Genomic DNA, 25459 nt, shown 5'->3' on the forward strand with positions numbered 1-25459 from the left:
GCCCAGGTGCTTGGAGCCCATCACGTCGTACGCGCCGCCGAACGCCTTGCGGGTGATCACCGTGATGAGCGGGACCGTGGCCTCGGCGTACGCGAAGATCAGCTTGGCGCCGCGCCGGATGATGCCGCCGTACTCCTGGTCCACACCCGGCAGGAAGCCGGGCACGTCCACGAAGGTGATGACCGGGACGTTGAACGCGTCGCAGGTGCGGACGAACCTGGCCGCCTTCTCCGAGGCGTCGATGTCGAGACAGCCCGCGAACTGCATCGGCTGGTTGGCCACGATGCCGACCGGGTGCCCCTCGACCCGGCCGAAACCGGTCAGGATGTTCGGCGCGAACAGGCTCTGGGTCTCCAGGAACTCGGCGTCGTCCAGGACGTGTTCGATGGCCGTGTGCATGTCGTACGGCTGGTTCGCCGAGTCCGGGATGAGCGTGTCGAGCTCCCGGTCGGTGTCCGAGGTCTCCAGGTCCGCCTCCTCGGGGAAGGCGGGCGCGTCGGAGAGGTTGTTCGAAGGGAGGTAGGAGAGCAGCGACTTGACGTACTCGATCGCGTCCTTCTCGTCGCCCGCCATGTGGTGCGCCACACCGGACGTGGTGTTGTGCGTCCGGGCGCCGCCCAGCTCCTCGAAGCCGACGTCCTCGCCGGTGACGGTCTTGATGACGTCGGGACCGGTGATGAACATGTGCGAGGTCTGGTCGACCATCACCGTGAAGTCGGTGATCGCGGGCGAGTACACGGCGCCGCCGGCGCACGGGCCGACGATCAGGCTGATCTGCGGGATCACACCCGACGCGTGGACGTTGCGGCGGAAGATCTCGGCGAACAGACCGAGCGCGGCCACCCCCTCCTGGATCCGGGCGCCGCCGCCGTCGTTGATCCCGATGATGGGACAGCCGGTCTTCATGGCGAAGTCCATGACCTTGACGATCTTCTCGCCGTAGACCTCGCCGAGCGAGCCGCCGAAGATGGTGAAGTCCTGCGAGTAGACACAGACCGGGCGGCCGTCGACCGTGCCGTAGCCGGTCACCACTCCGTCGCCGTACGGGCGGTTCTTCTCGATGCCGAAGTTGGTGGAGCGGTGCCGGGCGAACTCGTCCAGCTCCGTGAACGACCCCTCGTCGAGGAGCAGTTCCACCCGCTCACGGGCTGTCAGTTTGCCCTTGGCGTGCTGCTTCTCCACCGCACGCGCCGAACCGGCGTGTGTCGCCTCTTCGATGCGGTGCTGAAGATCCGCGAGCTTCCCCGCGGTGGTGTGCACGTTGATCTCTTCCGGCTCGGACATCGGGATGCGGCTCCCTGGGTGCTCAGGCGTATGACAGGGCGTTTCGGCTACTTGCACGTAGCGTATCGGCGCTGGTGCGCCTCGGCAGTGCGTCGTTTGCCACACCTACTGTGGGTTGCATGACGTCATCCGATGTACCTGACAACCGCTGGTCGGACCTGGAACGGCCGCCGCTCAACGCGACGGCCCTGCGCCGCGCGCTGGTTCGGCCGGGATCGCTGTGGACCTCACTCGACGTGGTCGCGTCCACCGGGTCCACCAACTCCGACCTCAGGGAGCGGGCCGCCGGTCTTGACGAGGGCGCGGTGCTGGTGGCCGAGGAGCAGAGCGCGGCCCGCGGACGGCTGGACCGCGTCTGGTCGGCGCCCGCGCGGTCCGGGCTCTTCCTCTCCGTACTCCTGCGGCCTTCCCCGCGGATCCCGGCCGAGCGCTGGGGGTGGCTGCCGCTGCTCACCGGGGTCGCGGTGGCCACCGGTCTCTCCCGGGCGGCCGGGATCGACACCGCGCTGAAATGGCCGAACGACCTGCTCGTCACGGTCCCCGAGGACTCCGGCCGGCGTCGTCCGGGGGAGGCCACGGTCGGCGCCGAGCGGAAGGCGGGCGGCATCCTCGCCGAACGCACCGCCGACGGCGCCGTCGTGATCGGTGTCGGCCTCAACGTCTCGCTCCGCGCGGACGAGCTGCCCGTCCCCACCGCGGGCTCGCTGGCACTCGCCGGGGCGGTCACCACCGACCGAGACCCGCTGCTGCGCGCCGTACTGCGCTCCCTGGAGCAGTGGTACGGGGAGTGGCGCGCAGCGGACGGCGACCCGGCGGCCTCACGGCTCCAGGAGGCGTACGCGGCGGGCTGCTCCACCCTGGGCCGCACGGTGCGGGCCGAGCTGCCCGGCGGCGCCTCGCTGACGGGGGAGGCCGTCGCCGTCGACGGTGACGGCCGGCTGGTGCTGGCCACCGAGGACGGGGTGCAGCCGGTCGGCGCGGGTGACATCGTGCACCTGCGGCCGGTCTGACACCGGTCTTTCCGCCTGGCACCGGTTTCCGTCCGGCACCGGCTTTCCTGCGGGGCGTGCACCGGTCGCGCGGCCGGTCGGAGCTGCGCCAGCACGTGAGCTACGGCACACCTGCCGTATGGTTGAGGCGATCCGCGGGCAGATCAGCACGGAGCGTCGGCCAGATCGGCAGGGCAGTGCGCAGGGAATGGGCAGGAGGCGGCAGGTGACCGTCGACAACATCTCGTCGGGCGCGGACGAGGAGCCCCCTTTCTCTCCGTACCGCACCCCCCACCATGAGGTCGATCACACCGCGGAGCCGACCAACGATCCGCTCGCGATCCGCCTCGAACAGCTGATCCTCGGCGCCGACCGCCGCTACACGCCCTTCCAGGCCGCCCGCACGGCCGGTGTCTCGATGGAGCTGGCCTCCCGCTTCTGGCGGGCCATGGGCTTCCCCGACATCGGCCAGGCCAAGGCGCTCACCGAGGCGGACGTGCTGGCGCTGCGCCGCCTCGCCGGACTCGTGGAGGCCGGGCTGCTGAGCGAGCCGATGGCCGTCCAGGTCGCGCGGTCGACCGGTCAGACCACCGCCCGCCTCGCCGAATGGCAGATCGACTCCTTCCTGGCCGGGCTCACCGAGCCCCCAGAGCCGGGGATGACCCGCACCGAGGTCACCTACCCGCTGGTCGAGCTGTTGCTGCCGGAGCTTGAGGAGTTCCTGCGCTATGTGTGGCGGCGCCAGCTGGCGGCCGCCACCGGGCGGGTCGTGCAGGCCGCGGACGACGAGGAGATGGTCGACCGCAGGCTCGCGGTGGGCTTCGCCGACCTCGTCGGCTTCACCCGGCTGACCCGGCGCCTGGAGGAGGAGGAGCTGGGCGAGCTGGTCGAGGCGTTCGAGACGACCTGCGCCGACCTGGTCGCCGCGCACGGCGGCCGGCTCATCAAGACCCTCGGCGACGAGGTGCTGTACGCGGCGGACGACGCCGGGACAGCCGCCGAGATCGCGCTGCGGCTCATCGAGACCATGAGCAACGACGAGACCATGCCGGAACTGCGGGTCGGTATCGCCTTCGGCACCGTCACGACCCGGATGGGTGATGTGTTCGGCACGACGGTCAACCTGGCGTCCAGGCTCACCTCGATAGCGCCCAAGGACACCGTCCTGGTGGACGGCGCGCTCGCCGAGGAACTGGGCCGCCACGGTGACGCCCCGGTCTCCGAGTCGGAAGCGGCGGCCGAGACCGAGCGCGCGGAGAAGGACGGCGAGGAGCCGCCCGTCTACCGCTTCGCGCTCCAGCCGATGTGGCAGCGGCCGGTACGCGGGCTCGGCGTGGTCGAGCCGTGGCTGCTCACCCGCCGTACGACGTGACATGACATGCCGGGACGCACGGGACCGGGCCGGGCCGGCCGGTACGGCGTGACGGGCTCCGGCGGCCGTACGGGCGTGACGTGCTCCGGGGTACGGGCGTGACGTGCTCCGGCGTGCGGGGGCCGGTCGCCGCCGGGGGCTGACGGCCGTACGGTCCGCGGCCTATCGTGCCCGGATGACCTCAGAAATCTCAGATACTGGAACGGGCGCCGCGGACGAGCGGCGGTTCGGTGACCACGTCGCCGTGCGCCGGCACGGCCATGTCGCCGAGCTGGTCCTGGACCGGCCCAAGGCGATGAACGCCGTGTCGACCGGGATGGCCCGGTCCATCGCGGCGGCCTGCGACGCGCTGGCCGCCGACCCGTCGGCGCGGACCGTGGTGCTGACCTCCACCCACGACCGGGCCTTCTGCGTGGGCGCCGACCTCAAGGAGCGCAACTCCCTCACGGACGCCGAGCTGGTGCGCCAGCGCCCCACGGCGCGCGCCGCGTACACCGGCGTACTGGAGCTGCCGATGCCCACCGTGGCCGCCGTGCACGGCTTCGCGCTGGGCGGCGGGTTCGAGCTGGCGCTCGCCTGCGATCTGATCGTCGCCGACGGGACCGCCGTGGTCGGTCTGCCCGAGGTGTCGGTCGGGGTGATCCCCGGCGGCGGTGGTACGCAGCTGCTGCCGCGCCGGGTCGGCGCCGCCCGCGCGGCCGAGCTGGTGTTCAGCGCCCGGCGGGTGGAGTCGGCCGAGGCGCGCGAGCTGGGCCTCGTCGACATCCTGGCCGACGACGCCCGCACCGGAGCCCTGGAGCTCGCGGACCGTATCGCCGCCAACTCGCCGGTCGGGCTGCGGGCGGCCAAGCGGGCGCTGCGGCTGGGGCACGGGCTCGATCTGCGCGCCGGTCTCGAGGTCGAGGACGCGGCCTGGCGGTCGGTGGCCTTCTCCGGTGACCGCGCCGAGGGTGTGGCGGCGTTCAACGAGAAGCGGAAGCCCCAGTGGCCCGGCGAGTGAGGGTCTCCGCAGGTCGTCGCGGGCACCGGCCCGTACGACCGTCTGTCACTGCCTGTAACGTATAACTACTCAAAAGCCGCACATCGTCCTTAAGCTGATGCAATGGGTGACGATGTGCGGCTGCGGGCCGTGGTGACGCTGGCACAGGCCATGGCGTCGGCGCAGACGCCGCGTGCGTCCTGGCGGGCGGCCACGCTCGGTGCGTGCGAGGCGCTGGGCGGCAGTTTCGCCGCGCTGTCGGTCTGGGAGCGGGAGCTGGGGCGGCTCAAGGTGCTCGCCAATGTGGGGGAGCGGGTCGAGGACGAAGCCGAGTTCCCCGACGCCGAGACCTATCCGGTGAACCACTTCCCGGAGATCGCCGAGTTCCTGCACGAGCGGTGGGCGAGCGGCGGCGAGCCCAACGCCTGGGTCGAGACGGCCGACGGGCCCGCCGAGTCCTCGGCCGGCTACTGCCACCAGCGGGTGGCCGCGCTGCGCAGGCGGGGACGGGGCAGCTGTGTGGTGGCGCCGATAGTGCTGAGCGGCCGCGCCTGGGGCGAGCTGTATGTGGCCAGGCCGGTGGGGACGCCGGTCTTTGACCGGGCGGACGCGGACTTCGCCACGGTGCTGGCCGCGGTGGTGGCGGCCGGGCTCGCGCAGACCGAGCGCCTGGAGGAGGCCAGGAAGCTGGCCTTCACCGACCCGCTGACGGGGCTCGCGAACCGGCGCGCGGTCGACATCGGGCTCGACGCCGCGGTGGACCGCTTCCTGGCCGACGGGACGGTCGTCAGCCTGGTGGTCTGTGACCTCAACGGCCTGAAGCGGGTCAACGACACCCATGGGCACGCCGTCGGCGACCGCCTCCTGGAGCGCTTCGGCTCGGTCCTCTCGGTCTGCGGTGCCATGCTGCCGGGCGCGCTGGCGGCGCGGCTCGGCGGCGACGAGTTCTGCCTGCTCTCCGTGGGGCCTTCGGCGGACGCGGTGATCGCGGTCGCGGACGAGCTCTGCGTACGGGCGGGCGAACTGGAGCTGGGGGACGGGGTGGCCTGCGGGGTCGCGTCCACGGGCGATCCGATCGGGCAGCTGAAATCCGCCCGCAGGCTGTTCCGGCTGGCGGACGCCGCGCAGTACCGGGCGAAGGCCGCCAGGTCGGTGAAGCCGGTCGTGGCGGGCCGGGACGGCGCGGTGATGCGGCTGGCCGACACGCCTCCGCCGTCCGGTGACCGGCGCCGGCTGCGGGGCAAGCGGCCCGCCGCGGACGCGTGACCGTCGGCCGTGTCAGCCGCTGTGGGCCCGGCGGCCGACATAGACGACCGAGGCCGCGCCGAGCCCCAGGAACAGCGAGCCGCCGACCACGTACCCGGTGGTGTCCGCTCTCCCGTCCGCGGCCGGGAGAGCGGTGGTGTGCCGCTGCCCCGGGTGTACGGGGGTGCCGGGCCGCCGGGCGTCGGTGGTGTGCGCCGACGGTACGAACCACAGGGCACAGAGCAGGGCCCCCGCCGATACGGCGGTCAACAGCGGCCGGCGAGCTGACACAGGATCGATCTCCCTTACTGCAAACCTGAATTGGCGCCCGTGCGCGCCGATGATAGTGCCGCGGCGACGGCGCCGGTGAAAGCAGCGGGTCGCAGGAAAGCCACAGACGCCGGGAGCCTTACGCTCCGTCGCATGACCATCGAAGAAAAATCCCGCTATGTACGTCTCAAGGTCGAATTGGTGATGGAGGTGCACGACGCCCCCGCGCTCTGCGAGGCCGCGCTCGAACGGATCGCGGACGACGCCGAGGGCGTCCAGCCCGGCATGCTCGGCGAGGACCGTACGCATGCCGAGGCCGCTGTCAGGGAAGACGCTGCAGAAGCGGTCGCCCACCTGGTCGACCCGCTCGATCTGCTCGGCGAGGTGCCGGGCGTCGAACTCGTCCAGGCCGGGTGGTCGAGCGAACAGATCGACTACGACCCCGATTCGCTTGAATGGGACCTGGACGAGGAAGATGAGCCCGGCGACGATGACGATGCGGACGTGACCGTGTAACTCCGTTGTGCGGCAAGACGTCCACGGGGAAGCGGGACGGGATCCCGGAGTGCGGTTCCGCACTCCGGGAGGCCGGGAGCTTCCAGAACCGCACGTGTTGTTTCACACATCTTCACCGGATGTGGAACCGACACATCAGTACAGATGTTCTTAAAGGGCAGTGCGGGCACACAGTCACGGCGCTCAAGGTGACCTGCTCGGGGATTTTCGGGGTATTCGGCAACGATGGAGAAGCGTGTGATGACGGAAAGTAGGCGGCGCAAGGGCCTGATGGCTGCGTCCGCTCTGCTCGGCGGCGTACTGGTGCTGTCGGCCTGCAGTGGTGGCGACAGCAAGGCCGACGGCTCGGACGGTGCGAAGAAGTCGTCGCAGAGTGCGGTCGACGCGGCCGCGGCGAAGGACACGTCCGACGCCCGAATAGCGATCACGCCCAAGAGCGGCGCCGACAACGCGGGCATCAACAAGGACGCCAAGGTCTCCGTCACCTCGGGCAAGCTGACCCAGGTGGCGATGACCAGCTCGACGGGCACGACCGTCAAGGGCACCATCTCGGCCGACGGCGCCAGCTGGAAGCCGGACGCCCCGCTGGAGCGCTCGACCACGTACAAGATCGCTGTCACGGCCAAGGACTCCCAGGGCCGTCAGGCGCACGAGAACTCGTCGTTCACGACGGTCTCGCCCGCCCACAGCTTCATCGGCAACTTCACGCCCGAGGACGGTTCGACCGTCGGCGTCGGTATGCCGGTCTCGATCAACTTCGACAAGCCGATCACCAACAAGAAGGCCGTCGAGGACGCCGTCAAGGTGACGTCGAGCAGCGGCCAGCAGGTCGTCGGCCACTGGTTCAGCTCCACCCGGCTCGACCTCCGCCCCGACCAGTACTGGAAGGAAGGGTCGACCGTCACCATGAAGCTGGCCCTGGACGGGGTCGAGGGCGCCAGCGGCGTCACCGGCGTCCAGGACAAGACCGTCAGCTTCAAGATCGGCCGCAACCAGGTCTCCATCGTGGACGCCGCGGCGCACACGATGAAGGTCACGCAGGACGGCAAGACGATCAAGACCATCCCGATCTCGGCCGGCTCCCCCGAGCACACCACGTACAACGGCCAGATGGTGATCTCGGAGAAGTACAAGCAGACCCGGATGGACGGCTCCACGGTCGGCTTCACCAACGCCGACGGCAAGGGCGAGTACGACATCAAGGACGTCCCGCACGCCATGCGGCTGTCCAGCTCCGGCACCTTCATCCACGGCAACTACTGGGGCGCCAAGTCGCTCTTCGGCTCGTCGAACACCAGCCACGGCTGTGTCGGTCTCTCCGACACCAAGGGCGCCAACGACCCGAACACCTCGGCCGCGTGGTTCTACAACCACTCGCTGATCGGTGACGTGGTCGTGGTGAAGAACTCGCACGACAAGACGATCCAGCCGGACAACGGCCTCAACGGCTGGAACCTGAACTGGTCGGCCTGGAAGGCCGGTTCGGCCGCCTGACAGGCCCTGGCCCACCCCGCCCCGCCTTGCACGAACGGCGGCCCGTCCCTCGCGGACGGGCCGCCGTTCGCGGTTCCGGCGCCGGTGCGTCCCGTAGGCGGCCGGTGCGGCGCGTATAAAGGCCAGCAGCTGACCTAGATCGCCTCTAGCGTGTTCCTCGCCCAGTGGGAAAAGGACCGAGAGAAGGCAGAGACCATGATCGTCAACGAGCCCGCGCCCCGCGATCCGGCTGGTTCCACGGACGTCACCGGATCCACGGATGGCACCGGATCCCCGGACGCCACCGGTTCGCCGGCCGTCACCGGCGAGCGCGCCGAGCTGCTGGAGACGCTGGCCAAGCAGCGGTACTTCCTGCGTTTCACCACCCGCGACCTCACCGACGAGCAGGCCGGGCTGCGGTCCACCGCCGGTGAGCTGTGTCTGGGCGGTCTGGTCAAGCACGTCACCGCGGTCGAGCGGAACTGGCTGGGCTTCATCCAGGAAGGCCCCTCGGCCATGCCGGACTTCGCCTCGATGACCGAGGAGGACTTCGCCCGCCGGGCCGACGAGTTCCGGCTGCTGCCCGGTGAGACGCTCGCGGGGGTGCTGGCCGACTACGCCGACGTGGCAGGCCGGACCGAAGAAGTGGTCGCCGCCCTGCCCGACCTGGACGCCTCCCACCCGCTGCCGAAGGCTCCCTGGTTCGAGCCCGGCGTACGGTGGTCGGCCCGCCGGGTGCTGCTGCACCTCATCGCGGAGACCTCCCAGCACGCCGGCCACGCCGACATCCTCCGCGAGTCGATCGACGGGGCCAAGAGCATGGGCTGACCGGCGGGTCACAACTGACGGTACAGAGCGCGGAGCCCTGTCCTCCGCGCTCTTCCGCGGGCCCCGCGCCGCTCAACACCGCGCCCAGGGCGGGCCCTTCTCATCCCGCTCTCACGCCGGCCTTATCCCGCCATCACAGGCGGGTCCTACTTTCACCCCATGTTCTTCACCTACCTCCGGCGCGAGCTGCGCCGCCGCAGAAAGGCGGCGCTCGTCGTCGCCTCGGGGCTCGCCCTCGGTATTGCGCTGGTCATCGTCGTCAGTTCGGTCTCCGCCGGGATGGGCCAGGCGCAGGACAAGGTCCTGCAGTCCCTGTACGGCCTCGGCACGGACATGACCGTCACCAAGGCCGAGGCTCCCGCCGGGACCACCGGGGGCAATACCCGGCCCAAGTTCCAGTTCGGTGCGAAGGGCAGCGGCGACGACTCGAAGCAGAGCAGCGACCGGGTGACGGTGCAGGGCTTCCAGACCCTGTCGTCGGCGACCGTCGGCAAGGTCGGCGAGCAGAGCGGTGTCTCCAGTGCCGTCGGCGGACTGAGCCTGAACGTGCTCAAGGTCGACGGCCAGTTCAAGCGCGGTGAGTTCAAGCAGCGGTCGGGCGGCGGCTCCGCCACCGGCCGCCCGGGTGCCGGCGGCGGGGCCCCGCAGGGCGAGGTCCAGGGCGGCGGCGCCAACTTCGACGTCGACTCGTACACCGTGTACGGCACGGACGTCGCCCACCTCGGCATCGGCCCGCTGACCTCGTCGAAGATCACCTCCGGCCGTACCTTCACCAGCGCCGAGAGCAATGCCAAGGTCGCCGTCGTCGACGCCTCGTACGCCAAGAAGAAGAAGCTCAAGACCGGCTCCACGGTGACCGTCAAGTCGGTGAAGTACAAGATCGTGGGCGTCGCCACCCCCGACAGCGGGGACGCGGCCGCCAACCTCTATCTGCCGCTGAAGCAGGCGCAGACGCTCGCCGGGGCCAAGGACAAGGTCACCACGGTGTACGTGAAGGCGACCGGCTCCCAGCAGATCTCCGGGGTGAAGGCGGCCATCCAGAAGAACGTGCCCGGCACCACGGTCACCACATCAGCCGACCTCGCGGACACCGTGTCCGGTTCCCTCTCGACCGCGTCCAACCTCGCCACCAACGTCGGCACGTGGCTGTCGGTCGCGGTCCTCATCGCCGCCTTCCTGGTCGCCGGACTGCTCACCTCGTCGGCCGTCAGCCGCCGGGTGCGGGAGTTCGGCACGCTGAAGGCGCTCGGCTGGAAGAGCGGCCGCGTCACCCGCCAGGTCGTCGGTGAGGCGCTGGTCAACGGACTGCTCGGCGGTGTCATCGGCATCGCGCTCGGGCTGGCGGGCGCGTACATCGTGACCGCCATCAGCCCGACCCTCTCCGCGTCGGTCGGCTCCACCGGCGGCGGAGCACAGGGCGGCCTCGGCGGCGGTGGCTTCGGTGGCGGCATGCGGGCCGGGTTCGGCGGCGGCAAGCAGGCCGCGTCGAAGGCACTCGACATCGCGCTCACCGCGCCCGTCTCGGTCTCCACCATCGGTATCGCGGTCGCACTCGCGGTGGCCGGCGGGCTCATCGCGGGCGGTTTCGGCGGCTGGCGCGCCGCACGGCTGCGCCCCGCGGACGCCCTGCGCCGTGTCGAGTAGCGCGGCCCCGGCCGCGCCGTCCGGCCGCACCCCTTTCCGCACCCCTTTCCCCTTTCCGTACAGCAGGAGTTGAGACCCGTCCCATGTACGAACTCAGCGGAGTCAGCAAGCGCTACCAGCGCGGTAAGAAGACCATCGACGCACTCGCCGGAGTCGACCTGACCATCGAGGACGGCGGCCGGCTGGTCATCCAGGGCCCCACCGGCGGCGGCAAGTCCACCCTCCTCCAGATGCTCGGCGGCCTCGACCGGCCGACCGAGGGCAGCGTCGTGCTCGACGGGGTGGATCTCGGGAAGCTCAGCGAGGCCAAGCTCACCAAGGTGCGCGCGGAGAACATCGGCTTCGTCTTCCAGTCCTTCAACCTGATACCGACGCTCACGGCACAGGAGAACGTCGAGACGGCGCTGGTCCCGCTCGGCCTCAAGCCGTCCGTACGGCGGGGCCGGGCCGCCGACGCCCTGGAATCCGTCGGCCTCGCCGAGCGCTTCGGCCACCTCCCGTCCGAGATGTCCGGCGGCCAGCAGCAGCGCGTCGCCATCGCCCGCGCGCTGGTCAAGAACCCCAAGGTGCTGCTCGCCGACGAACCGACGGGCAACCTCGACGAGGGCATGCGCGACGAGATCATGGAGGTGCTCGAAGTGCTCTGGAAGGAGCACGGGCTGACCTTCATCATGGTCACCCACGACACGGCGCTCGCCCGCAGGGCGCCCCGGCTCGCGACCATCCGCAAGGGCAAGGTCACCATCACCGAGAACGCGGCCGCGTAGGGGCTGTACGGCGGGAACGGCGCGGCCGCACAGGGGGCGGCCGCACCGGAGCCCGGCCGCCCCGTGCCCGCTGTGGTCCCGGCTGTCCGGCTACCGGCTGAGGTGCGGCGCCTCGTCCACGCCCCAGGACGCCAGCAGCCGCAAGGTCTCCACCGCGTCGGACCCCGGTTCGGCGTGGTAGGTGATCAGGCTCTGGTCCGGGTCGCCGGGGAGGTTCAGCGCCTCGGCCGCCAGCGTCAGCTCACCCACCAGCGGATGGTGCAGCCGCTTGACGCAGTGCCCCTTGTCCCGCACGGTGTGCGCCGCCCACAGCACCCGGAACTCGTCGCTCTTCACCGACAGCTCGCCCACCAGCGCGGACAGCTGCGGATCGTCGGGGAAACAGCCCGCGAACAGCCGGAGCGAACTCACCATCTCGGCGGCCACACACTCCCACTCGGTGTACAGATCACGGGAGTTGGGGTCGAGGAAGACGATCCGCGCCATATTGCGCTCCTCGGGCGGCAGCGCCGTGAAGTCGCCGAACAGCGCCCGCGCCAGCCGGTTCGAGCCGAGGATGTCCATCCGCCGCCCCAGGGCGTACGCCGGTACCCCCTCCATGGCGTCCATCAGATGCTGGATCTCGGGCCGCATCCGCTGGGGCCTGGCCGCCGCCGCCCGCTTCTTCCGCGGCTTCGGCCCCGCCAGATGCGTCAGATGCGCACTCTCCGCGTCCGAAAGACGCAGCGCCCGCGCCACCGAGTCCAGCACGTCGCTGGAGACATTCGAGCCGTGGCCCTGTTCGAGCCGGGTGTAGTACGCCACGGACACCCCGGCGAGCTGCGCCAGCTCCTCGCGCCGCAGCCCCGGCACCCTGCGGTGCCTGCCCAGGTCGGGCAGACCCACGTCCTGCGGCTGGAGGCGGGCCCGGCGGGAACGGAGGAATTCGCTGAGTTCGGCACGCTGGTCCATGCATCCAGTATCCGTGGTCGTACGCCGGACATCCTGACCCTGCCAGTAGTACGCACAGTGAGCGTAGGCACAGCAGGGAGACGGCCGGCTATGTGTGAAACCCGGACCATCAGGCAGGGTGGAAGAACCACCCCATTTCTGAGGAGAACCGTTCCGGATGACCGTCACCACCGTCGCCGCGTACGCCGCCCCCACCCCGAAGGCCCCGCTGGAGCGCACCACCGTGCCGCGCCGGCCGGTCGGCGAGCACGACGTACTGATCGACATCAAGTTCGCCGGCATCTGCCACTCCGACATCCACCAGGCGCGCGAGGGCTGGGGCAAGGGCATCTTCCCGATGGTCCCCGGCCACGAGATAGCCGGAATCGTCGCCGAGGTCGGCCCCGGGGTCACCAGGTTCGCCGTCGGCGACCGGGTGGGCGTCGGCTGCATGGTCGACTCCTGCCGGGAGTGCGACAACTGCAAGGCCGGCCTTGAGCAGTACTGCGCCAACGGCAACACAGGCACGTACAACGCCCTCGACAAGCAGGGCGAGCCCACCTACGGCGGCTACTCCACGCACATCGTCGTGGACGAGAACTACACCCTGCGCATCCCCGAGGGCATCGGGCTCGATGAGGCGGCGCCGCTGCTCTGCGCCGGCATCACCACCTACTCGCCGCTCGCCCACTGGAACGCGGGCCCCGGCAAGAAGGTCGCCATCGTCGGCCTGGGCGGTCTCGGCCACATGGGCGTCAAGATCGCGCACGCGATGGGCGCCGACGTGACCGTGCTGAGCCAGTCGCTGCGCAAGCAGGAGGACGGGCTGAAGCTGGGCGCCGACCACTACTACGCCACCAGCGACCCGAAGACCTTCGACGAGCTCCGGGGCACCCTGGACCTGATCGTCTCCACGGTCTCGGCGCCGCTCCCGCTCGACTCGTATCTGAGCCTGCTCAAGACGGACGGCGCGATGATCAACGTGGGCGCCCCCGAGGAGCCCGTCTCGCTCAACCTGTTCTCCGTGATCGGCGGCCGCAAGACCCTCGCGGGCTCCGGCATCGGCGGTATCCGCGAGACCCAGGAGATGCTCGACTTCTGCGCCCGGCACGGCCTCGGCGCGGAGATCGAGGTGATCCCGGCCGACCGGATCAACGAGGCGTACGAGCGTGTGGTCAGCAGCGATGTGCGCTACCGCTTCGTGATCGACACCGCGACCATCTGAGGTGTTACCGGCTCGCTCCGGACAGCCGCCCCGCCCCGCTCAGCCGAGCAGCGCGCGGTATCCGGAGCCGAGCCGGTAGTCGCCCGGGTGCCGCACGGTCAGCCCGGTCCACTCCCCGCGCCGGTGCACCGACCCGCCGTCGCTCGCCCGCAGCCAGGGCGAGTACGCGATCCTCACGGTCACCGTCCCCGGCCGCGGCACATGCACCACCAGCCGGGCGTCCCCGCCGCTGACCACGCTCGCGGGCGCCTCCACCAGCGGTGTGGCCCCGCTCACCCGGAAGATCCGCCAGTGGGCGTCGTGCCAGACCGGCGTCAGCCAGTGCGGCTGTGACCGTACGAGGGCGGCCTCGCTCTCCGCCGGGCCGTCGGGGCGCCCGTCGTGCAGGACGACGTACCCGACGGCGAACCGGTCGAGCCAGGCCCGGTAGGTGTCCGCGGTCAGCGAACCGTCGTAGAAGAGCCGCCCGCGCTCCACGTCGAGCTGGCGGTTCCAGCCGCGGGCCATGTTCACGTGCGGGGCGAGCAGCGTGGCCTCGCGGTGGTCGCGGGCGGGCACCACCTCCACCCGGGTGCGGTCGGCGCGCAGCCCGTCCAGAGCGGCGACGACCCCCTTCGTGTCGGCGGCCCAGGAGGGCACCGTGGTGGAGACCCGCAGGTCATCGGCTGTCTTGTCGGCCAGCCAGTAGCAGTTGACGCAGAGCGCGGCGACCAGCACGGTGCGCCGCACCCGGGTGTGCTCGGCGAGTACCGCGACCAGCAGCACGACCGGCCCCACCAGACCGACGAGCCGCTCCACGTTCGTCCCGATGGGAGAGGGGATCAGATACGTCAGCACGACGCCTGCCCCGTACACCAGCGCGCTGTACCGGGTGACCCGGTGGCGCGCGGCGAACCCCAGCGCCGCGCACGCGGCCAGCGGCATCCAGAGCTTCCCCGCGGCCATCGGCATCTCGCCCTGGAACGGGAAGACCAGCGTGGTCGCACCGACCACCACGAACGGCGGCAGCGCGAGACCGAGCGCCCTGCGCCACTGCCGGTCGAGCAGCAGCGCACCCGCGAGCACCACCAGGAAAAGCCCGGCGACCGGACTGGCCATGGTCGCGAGCGCGGCACACACCGGCGCCGCGACCCTGCGGTCCAGCCACAGCACGGCGAGCAGCCCGACGGCCACCCCCACCGCGAACGTGGTCCGCCCGGAAGCGACGTTGCACCAGAGCGCGAGCGCCCCGAGCACCGCGGGGGCGAGCGGCCACCGCACGCCGGTCCGTACGACGAGGCAGCCCAGCACCCAGGTCCCGCCGAGCCCCGCCAGCACCGAGACGGTCCTGGCACCGAGCCCGGCCATCAGATACGGCGTCAGCAGGCTGTAGTTGGCGGTATGGATCCCGCCGTACCAGAACAGGTTGTACGCCGACGCCGGATGCCGTGCGGCGAAACCGGCCCAGGCGAACTGGGCGGCCAGGTCCCCGCCCCCGGTGGCCAGCAGCGCGGCCCACACCGCGTACAGCGGCAGGACGCAGCCGGTGGCCACCAGTGGCACCGACCACCACCGGGCGGTGGGCCGGCCGGACGATGCTGTTTCTCCGGCGCGCAGCCGAACGCTCTCTGTTATCCCCACAGGGAAACCCTAGCGTTGTGTGCCGAGGCGCAGTTGAAGCCAGCAGGACAGCCGGTCATCGGGGTGGTCAAGGTCGAGTCCGAACAGCTCCCGCACCCGTCTGAGCCGGTACTTGAGGGTGTTGGGGTGGCAGCCCAGGCCGTCCGCCGCCCGGCCGGTGTTGCCGACCGCGTCCAGCCAGGCCAGCACGGTGGCCGCGTACGAGGTGTGCTGCTCCCGGTCGTGTTCGAGCATCGCGGTGATGGCGGGATGCCGGAGCCGGGGTTCGCGCGCCAGGGTGTCACCGAAGTGCGCGAGGAGCACACGGGCGTGGGTGTCCTCAAGGGTGGCGACGGGCGGAGCGGCGGGGTCGGTCGTGGTCACCCGGAGGATGTCGTCCACTTCCGAGCGCAGCGCGGGGAGCTTCTCGGGGGCGATCTCGCTGCTGCTGATCGCCCCGCGCAGAGGGGTGTCCCGCGGCCGGGACAGGGCGGTGGCGGCCTGTTCGGCCAGCCGCCGGACCGCGGCCGCCGACAGTTCCGGCAGCAGTACGTACACCGTCCGGCCCAGGGTGGTGACCGCCGCTTCGGTGTCCACGGCGGCGAAGTGCCGGACGGCGGAAAGGCCGAGCCGGACCACGGGCAGTGACTGCCTGCCCGCCACCCGCAGAGGCGCGAGTCCGATGAGGGTGAACCGCGGCCGGTCGGACAGACCCAGGCGGAACCGGGCCTCGGCGGCGGAGCCGCTTCCGTTCAGGGCGCCCCGCAGGGCCTCCTGCCGGGCGTGCAGGTCCAGTTCGGCTGCGCTGCGGCGGCGCAGCATGTGCAGGGCGGCCAGGCGTGCCCCGTCCAGCAACGCCTGTTCGCCGGCGGAGTCGAGCCCCTGCGGGCCGTCGATCGCCCAGATGGAGCCGAGCGGCAGATCGCCGGCCCGGATCGCGACCGCGACCCTGGGCAGTTCACCTTCGGCCAGCGGCGGCAGCCGCACCACTCCCCGCGCTTCGAGCACGGAGCGGTACTGGCGCAGCTGTCTGGGCTCGTCGGGGACCTGGCGGTTCAGGATGCCCTCGCGCCGCAGGTCGTCGATCAGCTGATCCGGCAGCGTCGAATAGGCCAGGACCCGGCGGTCCAGATCCTCGACGGCGACCGATCCGCCGACCACGGCGGCGATGGCGGTGGCCAGGGCGAACAGCTCCTCGCTCGTCCCTTCCCCCATTGGCGATTCCAAGCGCGTCATGCCCGAACCTTAGGCGGATTCGCCAAAGACCGGCCGAGGCGTCCGGCTCAGCATGGTGTGCACCGCTGAAGAGCGGAGAAGCACGCCACCGCGTCCGGAAGGCACCCCGTGAACGACCCGCTCAGCCTCTTCCCGCCCGGAACCGGCCGCACCCCGGACGGCCGGATCATGATCGGGGGGTGCCCGGTCGAAGAGCTGGCCGCCACCTACGGAACACCGGCCCTGCTGGTGGACGAGAACGCGCTGCGGCAGCGCGCCCGCCGCTACACCGGGGGACTTGCCGCACGCTGGCCCAACTCCCGGGTCACCTTCGCCTCCAAGGCGTTCCCGTGCACCGCCGTCTACCGGCTGCTGTCGGACGAGGGCCTGGGCATGGACGTGGCGAGCGGAGGCGAACTGACCCTCGCGCTGGCGGCCGGAGCCGACCCGGCGGGCCTGGTGGTGCACGGCAACGCCAAGACGGACGAGGAACTACGGCTGGCCGTCGCCGCCGGCGCCGGGCTGATCGTCATCGACAACTTCGACGACATCGACCGCCTCGAACGCATCGTGCCCGCCGGCGGCGCACAGGGCGTGCTGGTCCGCGTCACCCCCGACATCCGGCCCGACACCCACGCGGCGGTCTCCACCGGGCAGGCCGGAAGCAAATTCGGCCTGCCCGTACCCCAGGCCCGCCGGGCCGTCGCACGGCTCGGCGGGAGCGACCGGCTGCGCCTGGACGGCGTGCATGTGCACATCGGCTCGCAGATCATGGACACCAAGCCCTTCGAACAGGCCGTGGAGGCCATCGCCGGCCTCGGCGAGTTCGCCGTCTACGACCTCGGCGGCGGGCTCGGGGCCCGCTACACCTACAGCGACGACCCGCCGAGCATCGAGGGCTACCTGGACGCCCTGGTGGACACCGCGCGGGAACTGCTGCCCCCGGCCGCCCGGCTCCTGATCGAGCCCGGCCGCTCCCTCGTCGCCGAAGCCGGCGTCTCCCTCTACCGGGCGGTCACCGTCAAGCCCGGCGAGACGACCTTCGTCGCGGTGGACGGCGGTATGGGCGACAACCTGGAGGTCTCGCTGTACGGCCAGCGCTTCGAGGCCACCGTCGCCACCCGGGCCGGTGAGGGACAGCCCTGCACGCTGGTCGGACGCCACTGCGAGTCGGGCGACACCCTCAGCGCCGGCGTCCCCCTCCCTGACCCGCGTCCCGGCGATCTGATCGCCGTCCCCGCGACCGGCGCCTACACGTACTCCCTCAGCAACAACTACAACGGCGCCCGGCGCCCACCCGTCGTCTTCTGCCGCGACGGCCACTCCCGGGCGGTGGTCCGCCGGGAGACCTACGACGACCTGATGCGCCGCGACCTGCCCTGACCCTGCCCGGCTGATCCCCGCATCCGAGAGGTGCTCCGCCCATGCCACCTGCCTCGCCCATCCGCAGCCAGCTCCTCAGGCGCAAACCTCTGGCCTCTTTCCAGGAGGACGCCGAAAACGGTCAACTGCGGCGCACCGTGGGCCCGTTCCAGCTGACCATGATCGGTATCGGCGCGACGATCGGCACCGGCATCTTCTTCGTGCTGAACTCCGCCGTTCCCGAAGCCGGACCGGCCGTCATCGTCTCCTTCGTCATCGGCGCGATCACCGCGGCACTCACGGCCCTCTGCTACGCCGAACTCGCCTCCGCCGTCCCCGTGTCGGGATCCTCCTACTCCTACGCCTACGCCACGCTGGGCGAGTTCGCGGCCTACGCGGTCGGCTGGTGTCTCCTGCTGGAGTACGCGGTCTCCGGCGCGGCGATCGCGGTCAGCTGGGGCCAGTACCTCAACGACTTCACCGACCGCCTGTTCGGCTTCCGGATCCCGTCCGCGATAGCCGCCCCGCCCGGAGCCGGCGGCTACGTCAACCTGCCGGGCGCCGTCCTGATCCTGCTCTGCTGTCTCCTGCTGGTCCGCGGTGCGAAGGAGTCGGCCCTCGTCAACACCGTGATGGTGCTGGTGAAACTCGCCGTGCTCGCGCTGTTCGTGGCCCTCGCCGTGACCGGCTTCCACTCCTCGAATCTGCACCCCTTCGCCCCCATGGGCATGGCGGGCATCGGCGCCGCGGCCTCCACCGTCTTCTTCTCCTTCATCGGCCTCGACGCCGTGTCCACCGCGGGGGAGGAGGTCAGGAACCCGCGCCGCACCCTGCCGCTGGCCATCATCTGCTCGCTGGCGGTGATCACCACGGTGTACGTACTCGTGGCGCTGGCCGGTGTCGGCGCGCAGCCCTGGCGCGCGTTCCGCGGCCAGGAAGCCGGTCTCTCGGCGATCCTGACCCAGGTCACAGGGGACAGCTGGCCTGGCGCACTGCTGTCGGCCGGCGCGGTCCTGTCCATCGTCAGCGTGGTGCTGGTCGTGCTGTACGGCCAGAGCCGCATCCTGTACACGATGGGCCGCGACGGCATGCTGCCCGCCCTGTTCCACCGCGTACGCCCGAGTTCGGGCACCCCGGTGGCCGGCACCGTCACGGTCGGCGTGCTGGTCGCCGCCCTGGCGGCGGCCGTCCCCCTGGACGAGCTCGCCGACCTCACCAGCATGGGCACCTTGGTGGCCTTCACCGTGGTGGCGGCCGGCGTGCTGATTCTCCGCCGCACCGCGCCCGGCCTGCCGCGCGGCTTCAAGGTGCCCGGCTACCCCGTCGTCCCCGTGCTCTCCGCCGTCTTCTGCCTCTACCTCATCTGCAGACTCCCCACCCACACCTACCTGTTGTTCGCCGGATGGATGGTCGCGGCGACGGCTGTGTACCTGCTCTACAGCCGTCACCACTCCCGCCTCCAGCCGAGCGAGACGGAACCCGAACCCACCACCTACCAGGCTTGAGGGCTGACATGCAGGCGAAAATCTTGCGCGCATCCGCAGCAGTGATCACCATCGCGGTACTCGGCGTCGCCGGTGCCGCGGCGGGCCCGCCGGCCTCGGCGGCACGGCCGTCGCCGCACCCCGGGGCGGTCGAGCGGACCGGGACCCTGAGCAGAGCACTCGACGCGGCGCTCACCAAGGCCACCGCCGACTCACCCGGCCAGGGCGTGCAGGCGGTGCTGCTCCGGCACGGCCGCCTCGTCTGGTCCGCGGACCGGGGCACGGCCGTCAACAACATTCACCCAGCGGTGCCGGTGGACGACAGCACGCTCTTCAACTACGGCAGCTTCGGCAAGCTGCTCCTGGGAGTGTTCGCCCTTCACCAGGTCGAGGAGGGCAGACTGCATCTCGATACGCCGATCTCGACGTACGTCGGGGACACCGTCGCCGGATCGCGCCGCATCACCCTGCGCATGCTGCTGTCCCAGACCACCGGCTACGACAACGTCTACGCTGACCCCCAGGTCATTCCGCTGTTCCCGCCCGGCACCGAAGGCGCGCCGCCCGGCACCGGCCCCAACCGCTACCGGCCGGACAGGCCCTTCACCTTCGCCCAGTTGAACGCCGGCATCCACCGGCCCGCCGAGCCGGGCGCACGCTACGAGTACCAGGACACCAACTTCATCGTGCTCCTGCAGGTGCTGGTGAAGAGGCTCGGCGGCCGGGCCGCCGTCCAGCAGCAGATCGCCCGGTTCTTCAGCGGGGCCGGATCCGTGGCGCCGGAGAACGGCAAGCAGATCACACAGGACCGGTACGCGCGCACCACACTCCGCCACTTCGCCCACGGATACCATCCGCTGGCGGACGGGCTCGGCCTGCAGGACTACAACACCGCCTACGGCGCCACCGGTGTGCCCACCGACGCCTTCGGATTCCCCTTCGGAGACGGCTCGTTCGCCGGCACCGCGCTCGGCGCCGCCCAGGTCCTGGACGCCCTCTTCACGCGCGGCAAGCTCCTGGAGCGCGCCACGGTCGACGAGATGACCCAGCCCACGAAGCAGGCGCGCGCCGCCGGCTCGACGTACGGTCTCGCCACCGAGAGGACCGTCGTCGACGGGGTGACGTGGCAGGGCCACCCGGGCACCTTCGGCGGCTTCACCTCCAGCTCGTACACCGACATCGGGCACGGGGCCACCCTGGTGGTCCTCACCAACCGCGACGATCCTTCCCCGACCGTCTCGGACAGGATCTGGACCTCGCTCGCCAAGGCTTACGCCTCGAATCGCCAGTAGGGCCGGGTGCCCGGACGCTGCCGGGTGCCCGGACACGGAGCGGGAACCACCGGGCCCGCCCGCCCCGGCGCCGCCAGCGCGGGCGGCGCCGGGGCGGGGCGTCACTTCAGCGCACTGCCGGCCGTCCACTTGTCCCAGGGGAGGTTCCAGCCGTTGATGCCGTTGTCGGGGGCGACCTGGCCGCCGCCCGCGGAGTTCTTCACGATGACCACGTCACCGATCAGCGAGTTGCTGTAGAACCAGCCGGCCGGCGTTGAGGTGTCCGTACCGCCCTGGGCGTCCCGCATCCCGACGCACCCATGGCTGGTGGCCTGCGAGCCGAACGTACTCGGCGCGGCCCAGTAGTTGCCGTGGATGAAGGTCCCCGAACGGGTCAGCCGCTGCGCGTGCGGCACATCCGGGATGTTGTACTCGCTGCCCAGGCCGACCGTCGTGCTGTCCATCTTGGTCTGCTGGTACTTCTCCGAGATCACCATCGTGCCGTTGTACGTGCCGTGCGAGGGGGAGCCGCTGGAGACCGGGATGGTCTTGAGCGGACTGCCGTCGCGCACCACGGTCATCGACTGCTTCGCCGCGTCCACCGTGGAGATCTGCGACCGCCCGACGGTGAACGAGAACGTCTTGTCCTGCACGCCGTACACACCGGGGGAGACCTTGACCCCGGCCAGCTTCAGCCGCACCTTCACGACCGACCCCGGCGTCCAGTACTCCTTCGGCCGGAAGTCCAGCCGCTGGGGGTTGAACCAGTGGCCGACGGCGTGCTCACCGCCGCTCGACGTGATGGTGACGGCCGACTCGACGGCCTTCTCGTTCTTCACCGGCTTGTCGAGGTTGAAGGAGACCTCCATGCCGACACCGACCTTGGTGTCGGGCTCGGGGGTGAAGAAGGCGATCACCGAGTTGCCCTCGGAGACAGTGGTGAAGTGGGCGATCTTCGCCAGGGTCTTGCCGCCCGGGTCCTTGGCCTTCGCGGTGAGCACATACGGCGTGCCGCGCTCCAGGCCCTTCTCCGGCCGCCAGGACACCTTGGACGCGGCCATCGCACCTGCGACGGCCTTGCCGGTGTTCTGGTTCGTCAGGGTGACCGATGTCAGGGTGCCGTTCTGCACGGCGGCCCGGATGTCACCGGTGTTGATGCCGACGTTCTTGGCCCCGTCCCCGGGCGTGGTCGTGAGCCTGGCCCGGGGCGTGCTCGTGCTGGTGGGCTGCGGGGTTTTCGTACCGCCGCTGCCGCCGCCGGATCCGGTGGAGCAGGCGGCGAGCGCCAGCGCCCCGACGGTGAGCAGGGCCAGGAGGACGGCCCAACGGATCCGAGGACGGCTGTTCGGTATCAAGGCTCCCGCCTCCACTGCGACGAGGGAGGGCCGGGTGGATTGCCCGGCCTTGCTGCGAACTGTCAGCTTTCGCTGACTCTCTGTCTGCAGTCTGCGGCAGTGAACGCGGAGTGACACCTCTGATTGCGCTTACCGGGGGGTGCGGCCCCGGTGCGGCCGGCTCAGGCGTCGGCCGACGGGGCCTTGGCCACACCGATCGGGCAGCTCACGCCTGTGCCGCCGATGCCGCAGTAGCCCGCCGGGTTCTTGTCCAGGTACTGCTGGTGATAAGGCTCCGCAGGAAAGAAGTCGCGGCCCTCCGCCGGCTGGATCTCGGTGCTGATCGTGCCGTATCCCGAGCCCGTCAGGACCTGCTGGTACGCGTCGCGGGACGCGGTGGCCGCGGCTGCCTGGGCCGGGGAGTGGGTGTAGACCGCCGACCGGTACTGGGTGCCCACGTCGTTGCCCTGGCGGAAGCCCTGGGTCGGGTTGTGGGACTCCCAGAAGATCTTGAGCAGCTTCGTGTACGGGACGACCTCGGGGTCGAAGACCACCCTGACCGCCTCCGTGTGGCCGGTGAGGCCCGAGCAGACCTCCTCGTACGCCGGGTTGGGCGTGGAGCCGCCCTGGTAGCCGACGAGCGTCGTCCAGACGCCCTCCGTCTGCCAGAAGATGCGCTCGGCGCCCCAGAAGCACCCGAGGGCGAAGTCGGCGGTCTCCAGCTGGGCCGGGTACGGGCCCGACAGGGGGTTGCCCAGGACCGTGTGGCGGGCGGGCAGCTCGAACTCCGGGGTGGCGCGGCCCTTCAGGGCCTGGTCCGGGGTGGGGAGCTGGGGGGTGCGGTTCAGGAACATCGGCTGCGGCTCCTCGGGGAGTATGGGTGCACCCCGTGCAACGCACGGGCCCCGGTCAGGATTCCTGCCGGTCATCGGGGGACGTCCTGCGCTCCAGCCATGCCGCCGTCTTCCGCCTGGAGCGGAGCCAGAAGTAGGCGCCGAAGCCGATCATGACCAGCGGTATGAGGCGTGTCATCGGGCTCGCTCGTTCCTGTTCGGGTTCCCGCCCGCGGGGGTGCGGTGCGGGGGTGCCGTGCGGTGCCGCCGTCAGCCTACTCAGCGGGGGAGGCCGGCCGGACTGCCGCCGTTCGCCTCGTACCCCGCGACCGCCAGTGCCCGGTACACCGCGTAGACCGCCGCCGGGTCCTCGTCGAGCGTCCACGGCAGCGCCCCCACGTGGCCGTCGATGCGCACCAGCTGGTGCATCGCCTCCTGCCAGCGCTCGGACCTGACCAGGAACAGCACCAGCAGATGCCGGACGTGCGCCAGCATCGGGTCGTCGGCGCGGGCCGTGTGCACCGCGTGCATCGCCCCCTCCACCGCCCTGGTGACGACCGCGCTCTGGTAGAAGCTGTGCACCAGCATGACCTCGGGCAGGTGCTCGTACACCGCGAAGAGCGGCAGCGCGGCCAGCAGCGAACCGCGGGGTGCGCGGGACGCCGCCGCGTGCGCGAACTCGTCCGCCCGGTCACGGGAGCCGTGCCACTTCTCGCACCAGTAGTGCAGCGCGGCCAGATGCGCCCCCATGTGCTCCGGGGCGCGGTCGATCACCTTGGCCCACACCTCATCGAACTGCGGCTCCGGGTAGGCGAGTCCACGGCCGACGGCCAGCTCCACGATGTACGGAATGGGATCGCCTGGGGCGAGCAGCGCCGCTTCGCCGCAGACCGTGCGCGCCTCCTCCAGGATGATCCGGAAGTCGTCCGTCCGGGTGTCCGCGGGCGACTTCGAGCGCCACGCCTGCTGCACCAGGAACTCGGCGTGCACCTGGGCCGCTCCCGCGTCCTTCGGGGCCTCGGAGCGCCAGTTGCGCAGCCAGGCCCCGCCCACGCCCGGCCGCTGCGCCAGCTCCAGGGACGCCGCCCCGGCGAACGCCTGCACCCGCTGCCAGCGCAGCTCGCCCGATTTTCCGGTGCCGGCGAGCAACTGGGCGGCGGGCCGCCAGCTCTGGGTGTGCTGCACGACCTCCAGCACGTCGAGCAGATCCTGGTCGGGTCCCGGCAGCCGTATGTCCAGCTCCTCCTGGCGCAGGAACCCGTACGCGTCGGGGTCCGCGGCGTCCGGGGAGCCGGGCAGCACCTGGCGGATGCCGCCGCGCCGGCGCAGCAGGTACGGGCCGAGCACTGCCGCGAGCATGCACATCGCGAGCAGGAACCAGAGAATCTCCATGGGTCAAGCGAACCAGACACGACCGACATCTGACCACCGCGCTCGGTACGCTCGGTGCCCATGAGCGACGATCACAGCGTGCACCAGAGTTTTGAGACTCTCGCCATTCACGCCGGCAACACCGCCGACCCCCTGACGGGCGCGGTGGTTCCCCCGATCTACCAGGTCTCCACGTTCAAGCAGGACGGCGTGGGCGGGCTGCGCGGCGGCTACGAGTACAGCCGCAGCGGCAATCCGACCCGTACCGCCCTGGAGGAGAATCTGGCGGCCCTGGAGGGCGGCCGGCGCGGGCTCGCCTTCGCCTCGGGGCTCGCAGCCGAGGACTGCCTGCTGCGTACGCTGCTGGCCCCCGGCGACCATGTGGTCATCCCGGACGACGCGTACGGCGGCACCTTCCGGCTCTTCGCGAAGGTGGTGTCCCGGTGGGGCGTCGAGTGGTCGGTCGCCGACACCACGGACCCTGCGTCGGTGCGGGCCGCGCTCACTCCGCGTACCAAGGTGATCTGGGTGGAGACGCCCTCCAACCCGCTGCTGGGGATCACGGACATCGCGGCGGTCGCCGACGTGGCGCGTACGGCGGGTGTGAAGCTCGTCGTCGACAACACCTTCGCCAGCCCGTATCTGCAGCAGCCGCTGGCGCTCGGCGCGGATGTCGTCGTGCACTCGATGACGAAGTACATGGGCGGCCACTCGGACGTGGTCGGCGGTGCGCTGGTCGTCAACTCGGACGACATCGGCGATGAGTTGGCGTACCACCAGAACGCGATGGGCGCGGTCTGCGGGCCGTTCGACGCCTGGCTGGTGCTGCGCGGGATCAAGACGCTCGCGGTACGGATGGACCGGCACAGCGAGAACGCCACCAGGATCGCGGAGATGCTGACCCGGCACCCGAAGGTCAGCGGTGTCCTCTACCCGGGGCTGCCCGGCCACCCCGGCCACGAGATCGCCGCCAAGCAGATGCGGTCGTTCGGCGGGATGGTGTCGTTCCGGGTCAGTGCGGGCGAGGAGGCCGCGGTCGCGGTCTGCGACCGGGCGAAGCTGTTCACGCTGGGGGAGTCGCTCGGCGGGGTGGAGTCGCTGATCGAGCACCCGGGGCGGATGACGCACGCGTCGGTGGCCGGTTCGGCGCTGGAGGTGCCGGGGGATCTGGTGCGGCTGTCGGTGGGTATCGAGTCGGCCGACGACCTGCTCGCCGATCTGCAGCAGGCGCTGGGCTGAGAGGCGTCACCGGCCCGGACCCCGCTCCGTACCTCAGTACCCCTCCACCGGCGGGGCCGTCCGGGCCGGGGGCGGGGCCCAGGGCTGGGTCAGTGCCGCCCACACCACGAATCCGGTGAGCGCCGTCGCCAGCAGCAGCCACGCCAGTCTCCGGCCGGCTGTGCGGCGGCGCCGTATCCGGGCGCCGCGTCCGGCCGCGCGGAGCGCCAGGTCGGCGGGGACCGGAGGG

The 25459-nt window shown here is 71.1% G+C and carries 24 protein-coding genes; 14 read left to right on the forward strand and 10 right to left on the reverse strand.

Translation table 11 applies throughout. The features are described from left to right. A partial coding sequence (locus G3I19_RS18345; protein ID WP_164264715.1) for an acyl-CoA carboxylase subunit beta occupies window positions 1-1284 on the reverse strand: 1284 nt, incomplete at its 3' end. A gap of 119 nt (window positions 1285-1403) precedes the next feature. Between G3I19_RS18345 and G3I19_RS18350 the strand changes: the two genes are divergently transcribed. From G3I19_RS18350 to G3I19_RS18365, 4 genes are all read left to right on the forward strand, one after another. Beyond that, on the forward strand, window positions 1404-2294 hold the full coding sequence (locus G3I19_RS18350; protein WP_164264716.1) for a biotin--[acetyl-CoA-carboxylase] ligase: 891 nt from the start codon (window positions 1404-1406) through the stop codon (window positions 2292-2294). Window positions 2295-2499: 205 nt separating this feature from the next. Further along, window positions 2500-3645: an adenylate/guanylate cyclase domain-containing protein gene (locus G3I19_RS18355; protein ID WP_164264717.1), complete on the forward strand. Its 1146-nt coding sequence runs from the start codon at window positions 2500-2502 to the stop codon at window positions 3643-3645. A gap of 175 nt (window positions 3646-3820) precedes the next feature. Then, a complete protein-coding gene (locus G3I19_RS18360; RefSeq protein WP_164264718.1) occupies window positions 3821-4645 on the forward strand; it encodes an enoyl-CoA hydratase-related protein in 825 nt (274 codons plus the stop codon). Window positions 4646-4747: 102 nt separating this feature from the next. Further along, entirely contained in the window at window positions 4748-5890 is a 1143-nt protein-coding gene (locus G3I19_RS18365; RefSeq protein WP_164264719.1) for a GGDEF domain-containing protein, read from the forward strand. Window positions 5891-5902: 12 nt separating this feature from the next. Here G3I19_RS18365 and G3I19_RS18370 read toward each other — a convergent pair whose 3' ends face one another. Beyond that, entirely contained in the window at window positions 5903-6160 is a 258-nt protein-coding gene (locus G3I19_RS18370) for a hypothetical protein (protein ID WP_164264720.1), read from the reverse strand. Between the two features lie 132 nt (window positions 6161-6292). On the opposite strand from G3I19_RS18370, the gene G3I19_RS18375 reads away from it, so the two are divergent. The 5 genes from G3I19_RS18375 to G3I19_RS18395 all read left to right on the forward strand — a co-directional run bounded on the left by G3I19_RS18375 (window position 6293) and on the right by G3I19_RS18395 (window position 11367). Beyond that, on the forward strand, window positions 6293-6655 hold the full coding sequence (locus tag G3I19_RS18375; protein WP_164264721.1) for a hypothetical protein: 363 nt from the start codon (window positions 6293-6295) through the stop codon (window positions 6653-6655). A gap of 225 nt (window positions 6656-6880) precedes the next feature. Next, complete coding sequence (locus G3I19_RS18380) at window positions 6881-8149, forward strand: Ig-like domain-containing protein (RefSeq protein ID WP_164264722.1); 1269 nt, start codon at window positions 6881-6883, stop codon at window positions 8147-8149. 195 nt (window positions 8150-8344) lie between these two features. After that, window positions 8345-8956 (forward strand): DinB family protein, encoded by a 612-nt coding sequence (locus G3I19_RS18385; RefSeq protein ID WP_164264723.1) that lies wholly within the window; start codon window positions 8345-8347, stop codon window positions 8954-8956. 159 nt (window positions 8957-9115) lie between these two features. Then, a complete protein-coding gene (locus G3I19_RS18390; RefSeq protein WP_164264724.1) occupies window positions 9116-10600 on the forward strand; it encodes an ABC transporter permease in 1485 nt (494 codons plus the stop codon). An 83-nt stretch (window positions 10601-10683) separates the two neighbouring features. Beyond that, complete coding sequence (locus tag G3I19_RS18395) at window positions 10684-11367, forward strand: ABC transporter ATP-binding protein (protein ID WP_164264725.1); 684 nt, start codon at window positions 10684-10686, stop codon at window positions 11365-11367. A 90-nt stretch (window positions 11368-11457) separates the two neighbouring features. Here the strand turns inward: G3I19_RS18395 and G3I19_RS18400 are convergent, their stop codons facing one another. Next, entirely contained in the window at window positions 11458-12318 is an 861-nt protein-coding gene (locus G3I19_RS18400) for a helix-turn-helix transcriptional regulator (RefSeq protein ID WP_164264726.1), read from the reverse strand. A gap of 157 nt (window positions 12319-12475) precedes the next feature. Here G3I19_RS18400 and G3I19_RS18405 point away from each other — a divergent pair, with 157 nt between their 5' ends. Beyond that, window positions 12476-13522 (forward strand): NAD(P)-dependent alcohol dehydrogenase, encoded by a 1047-nt coding sequence (locus tag G3I19_RS18405; protein ID WP_164264727.1) that lies wholly within the window; start codon window positions 12476-12478, stop codon window positions 13520-13522. 39 nt (window positions 13523-13561) lie between these two features. Here the strand turns inward: G3I19_RS18405 and G3I19_RS18410 are convergent, their stop codons facing one another. Beyond that, a complete protein-coding gene (locus G3I19_RS18410) occupies window positions 13562-15064 on the reverse strand; it encodes a hypothetical protein (protein ID WP_164264728.1) in 1503 nt (500 codons plus the stop codon). 87 nt (window positions 15065-15151) lie between these two features. Further along, window positions 15152-16357: a PucR family transcriptional regulator gene (locus G3I19_RS18415; protein WP_164264729.1), complete on the reverse strand. Its 1206-nt coding sequence runs from the start codon at window positions 16355-16357 to the stop codon at window positions 15152-15154. Between the two features lie 108 nt (window positions 16358-16465). Between G3I19_RS18415 and lysA the strand changes: the two genes are divergently transcribed. Genes lysA through G3I19_RS18430 form a run of 3 tightly spaced genes read left to right on the forward strand, consistent with a single transcriptional unit; the run spans window position 16466 to window position 20474 of the window. Then, window positions 16466-17719 carry a diaminopimelate decarboxylase gene (gene lysA / locus G3I19_RS18420; protein WP_343235135.1) on the forward strand — a complete coding sequence of 418 codons (1254 nt, stop codon included), beginning with the start codon at window positions 16466-16468 and terminating at the stop codon, window positions 17717-17719. A gap of 41 nt (window positions 17720-17760) precedes the next feature. Beyond that, window positions 17761-19203: an amino acid permease gene (locus tag G3I19_RS18425; protein WP_164264730.1), complete on the forward strand. Its 1443-nt coding sequence runs from the start codon at window positions 17761-17763 to the stop codon at window positions 19201-19203. A 23-nt stretch (window positions 19204-19226) separates the two neighbouring features. Then, on the forward strand, window positions 19227-20474 hold the full coding sequence (locus tag G3I19_RS18430; RefSeq protein WP_164264731.1) for a serine hydrolase domain-containing protein: 1248 nt from the start codon (window positions 19227-19229) through the stop codon (window positions 20472-20474). Between the two features lie 101 nt (window positions 20475-20575). On the opposite strand, the gene G3I19_RS18435 is transcribed toward G3I19_RS18430, so the two are convergent. The 4 genes from G3I19_RS18435 to G3I19_RS18445 form a co-directional block, all read right to left on the reverse strand. Then, window positions 20576-21808: an Ig-like domain-containing protein gene (locus G3I19_RS18435; RefSeq protein ID WP_164264732.1), complete on the reverse strand. Its 1233-nt coding sequence runs from the start codon at window positions 21806-21808 to the stop codon at window positions 20576-20578. 161 nt (window positions 21809-21969) lie between these two features. Further along, window positions 21970-22641, reverse strand: coding sequence for a peptide-methionine (S)-S-oxide reductase MsrA (msrA, locus tag G3I19_RS18440; protein ID WP_164264733.1), 672 nt, complete (start codon window positions 22639-22641; stop codon window positions 21970-21972). Window positions 22642-22696: 55 nt separating this feature from the next. Beyond that, window positions 22697-22819, reverse strand: coding sequence for a hypothetical protein (locus G3I19_RS38115; RefSeq protein ID WP_275402752.1), 123 nt, complete (start codon window positions 22817-22819; stop codon window positions 22697-22699). A gap of 80 nt (window positions 22820-22899) precedes the next feature. Then, a complete protein-coding gene (locus G3I19_RS18445) occupies window positions 22900-24012 on the reverse strand; it encodes a hypothetical protein (protein ID WP_164264734.1) in 1113 nt (370 codons plus the stop codon). Between the two features lie 60 nt (window positions 24013-24072). On the opposite strand from G3I19_RS18445, the gene G3I19_RS18450 reads away from it, so the two are divergent. Next, the gene (locus G3I19_RS18450) at window positions 24073-25230 is read left to right on the forward strand and encodes a cystathionine gamma-synthase (protein WP_164264735.1); all 1158 of its coding nucleotides are present in this window, start codon (window positions 24073-24075) and stop codon (window positions 25228-25230) included. Between the two features lie 33 nt (window positions 25231-25263). Here the strand turns inward: G3I19_RS18450 and G3I19_RS18455 are convergent. Further along, window positions 25264-25459, reverse strand: a 196-nt coding sequence (locus G3I19_RS18455) for a hypothetical protein (RefSeq protein ID WP_164264736.1), incomplete at its 5' end; no start/stop codon positions are given.

This window comes from Streptomyces sp. SID10853, assembly GCF_010548145.1.
GTDB lineage: Bacteria > Actinomycetota > Actinomycetes > Streptomycetales > Streptomycetaceae > Streptomyces.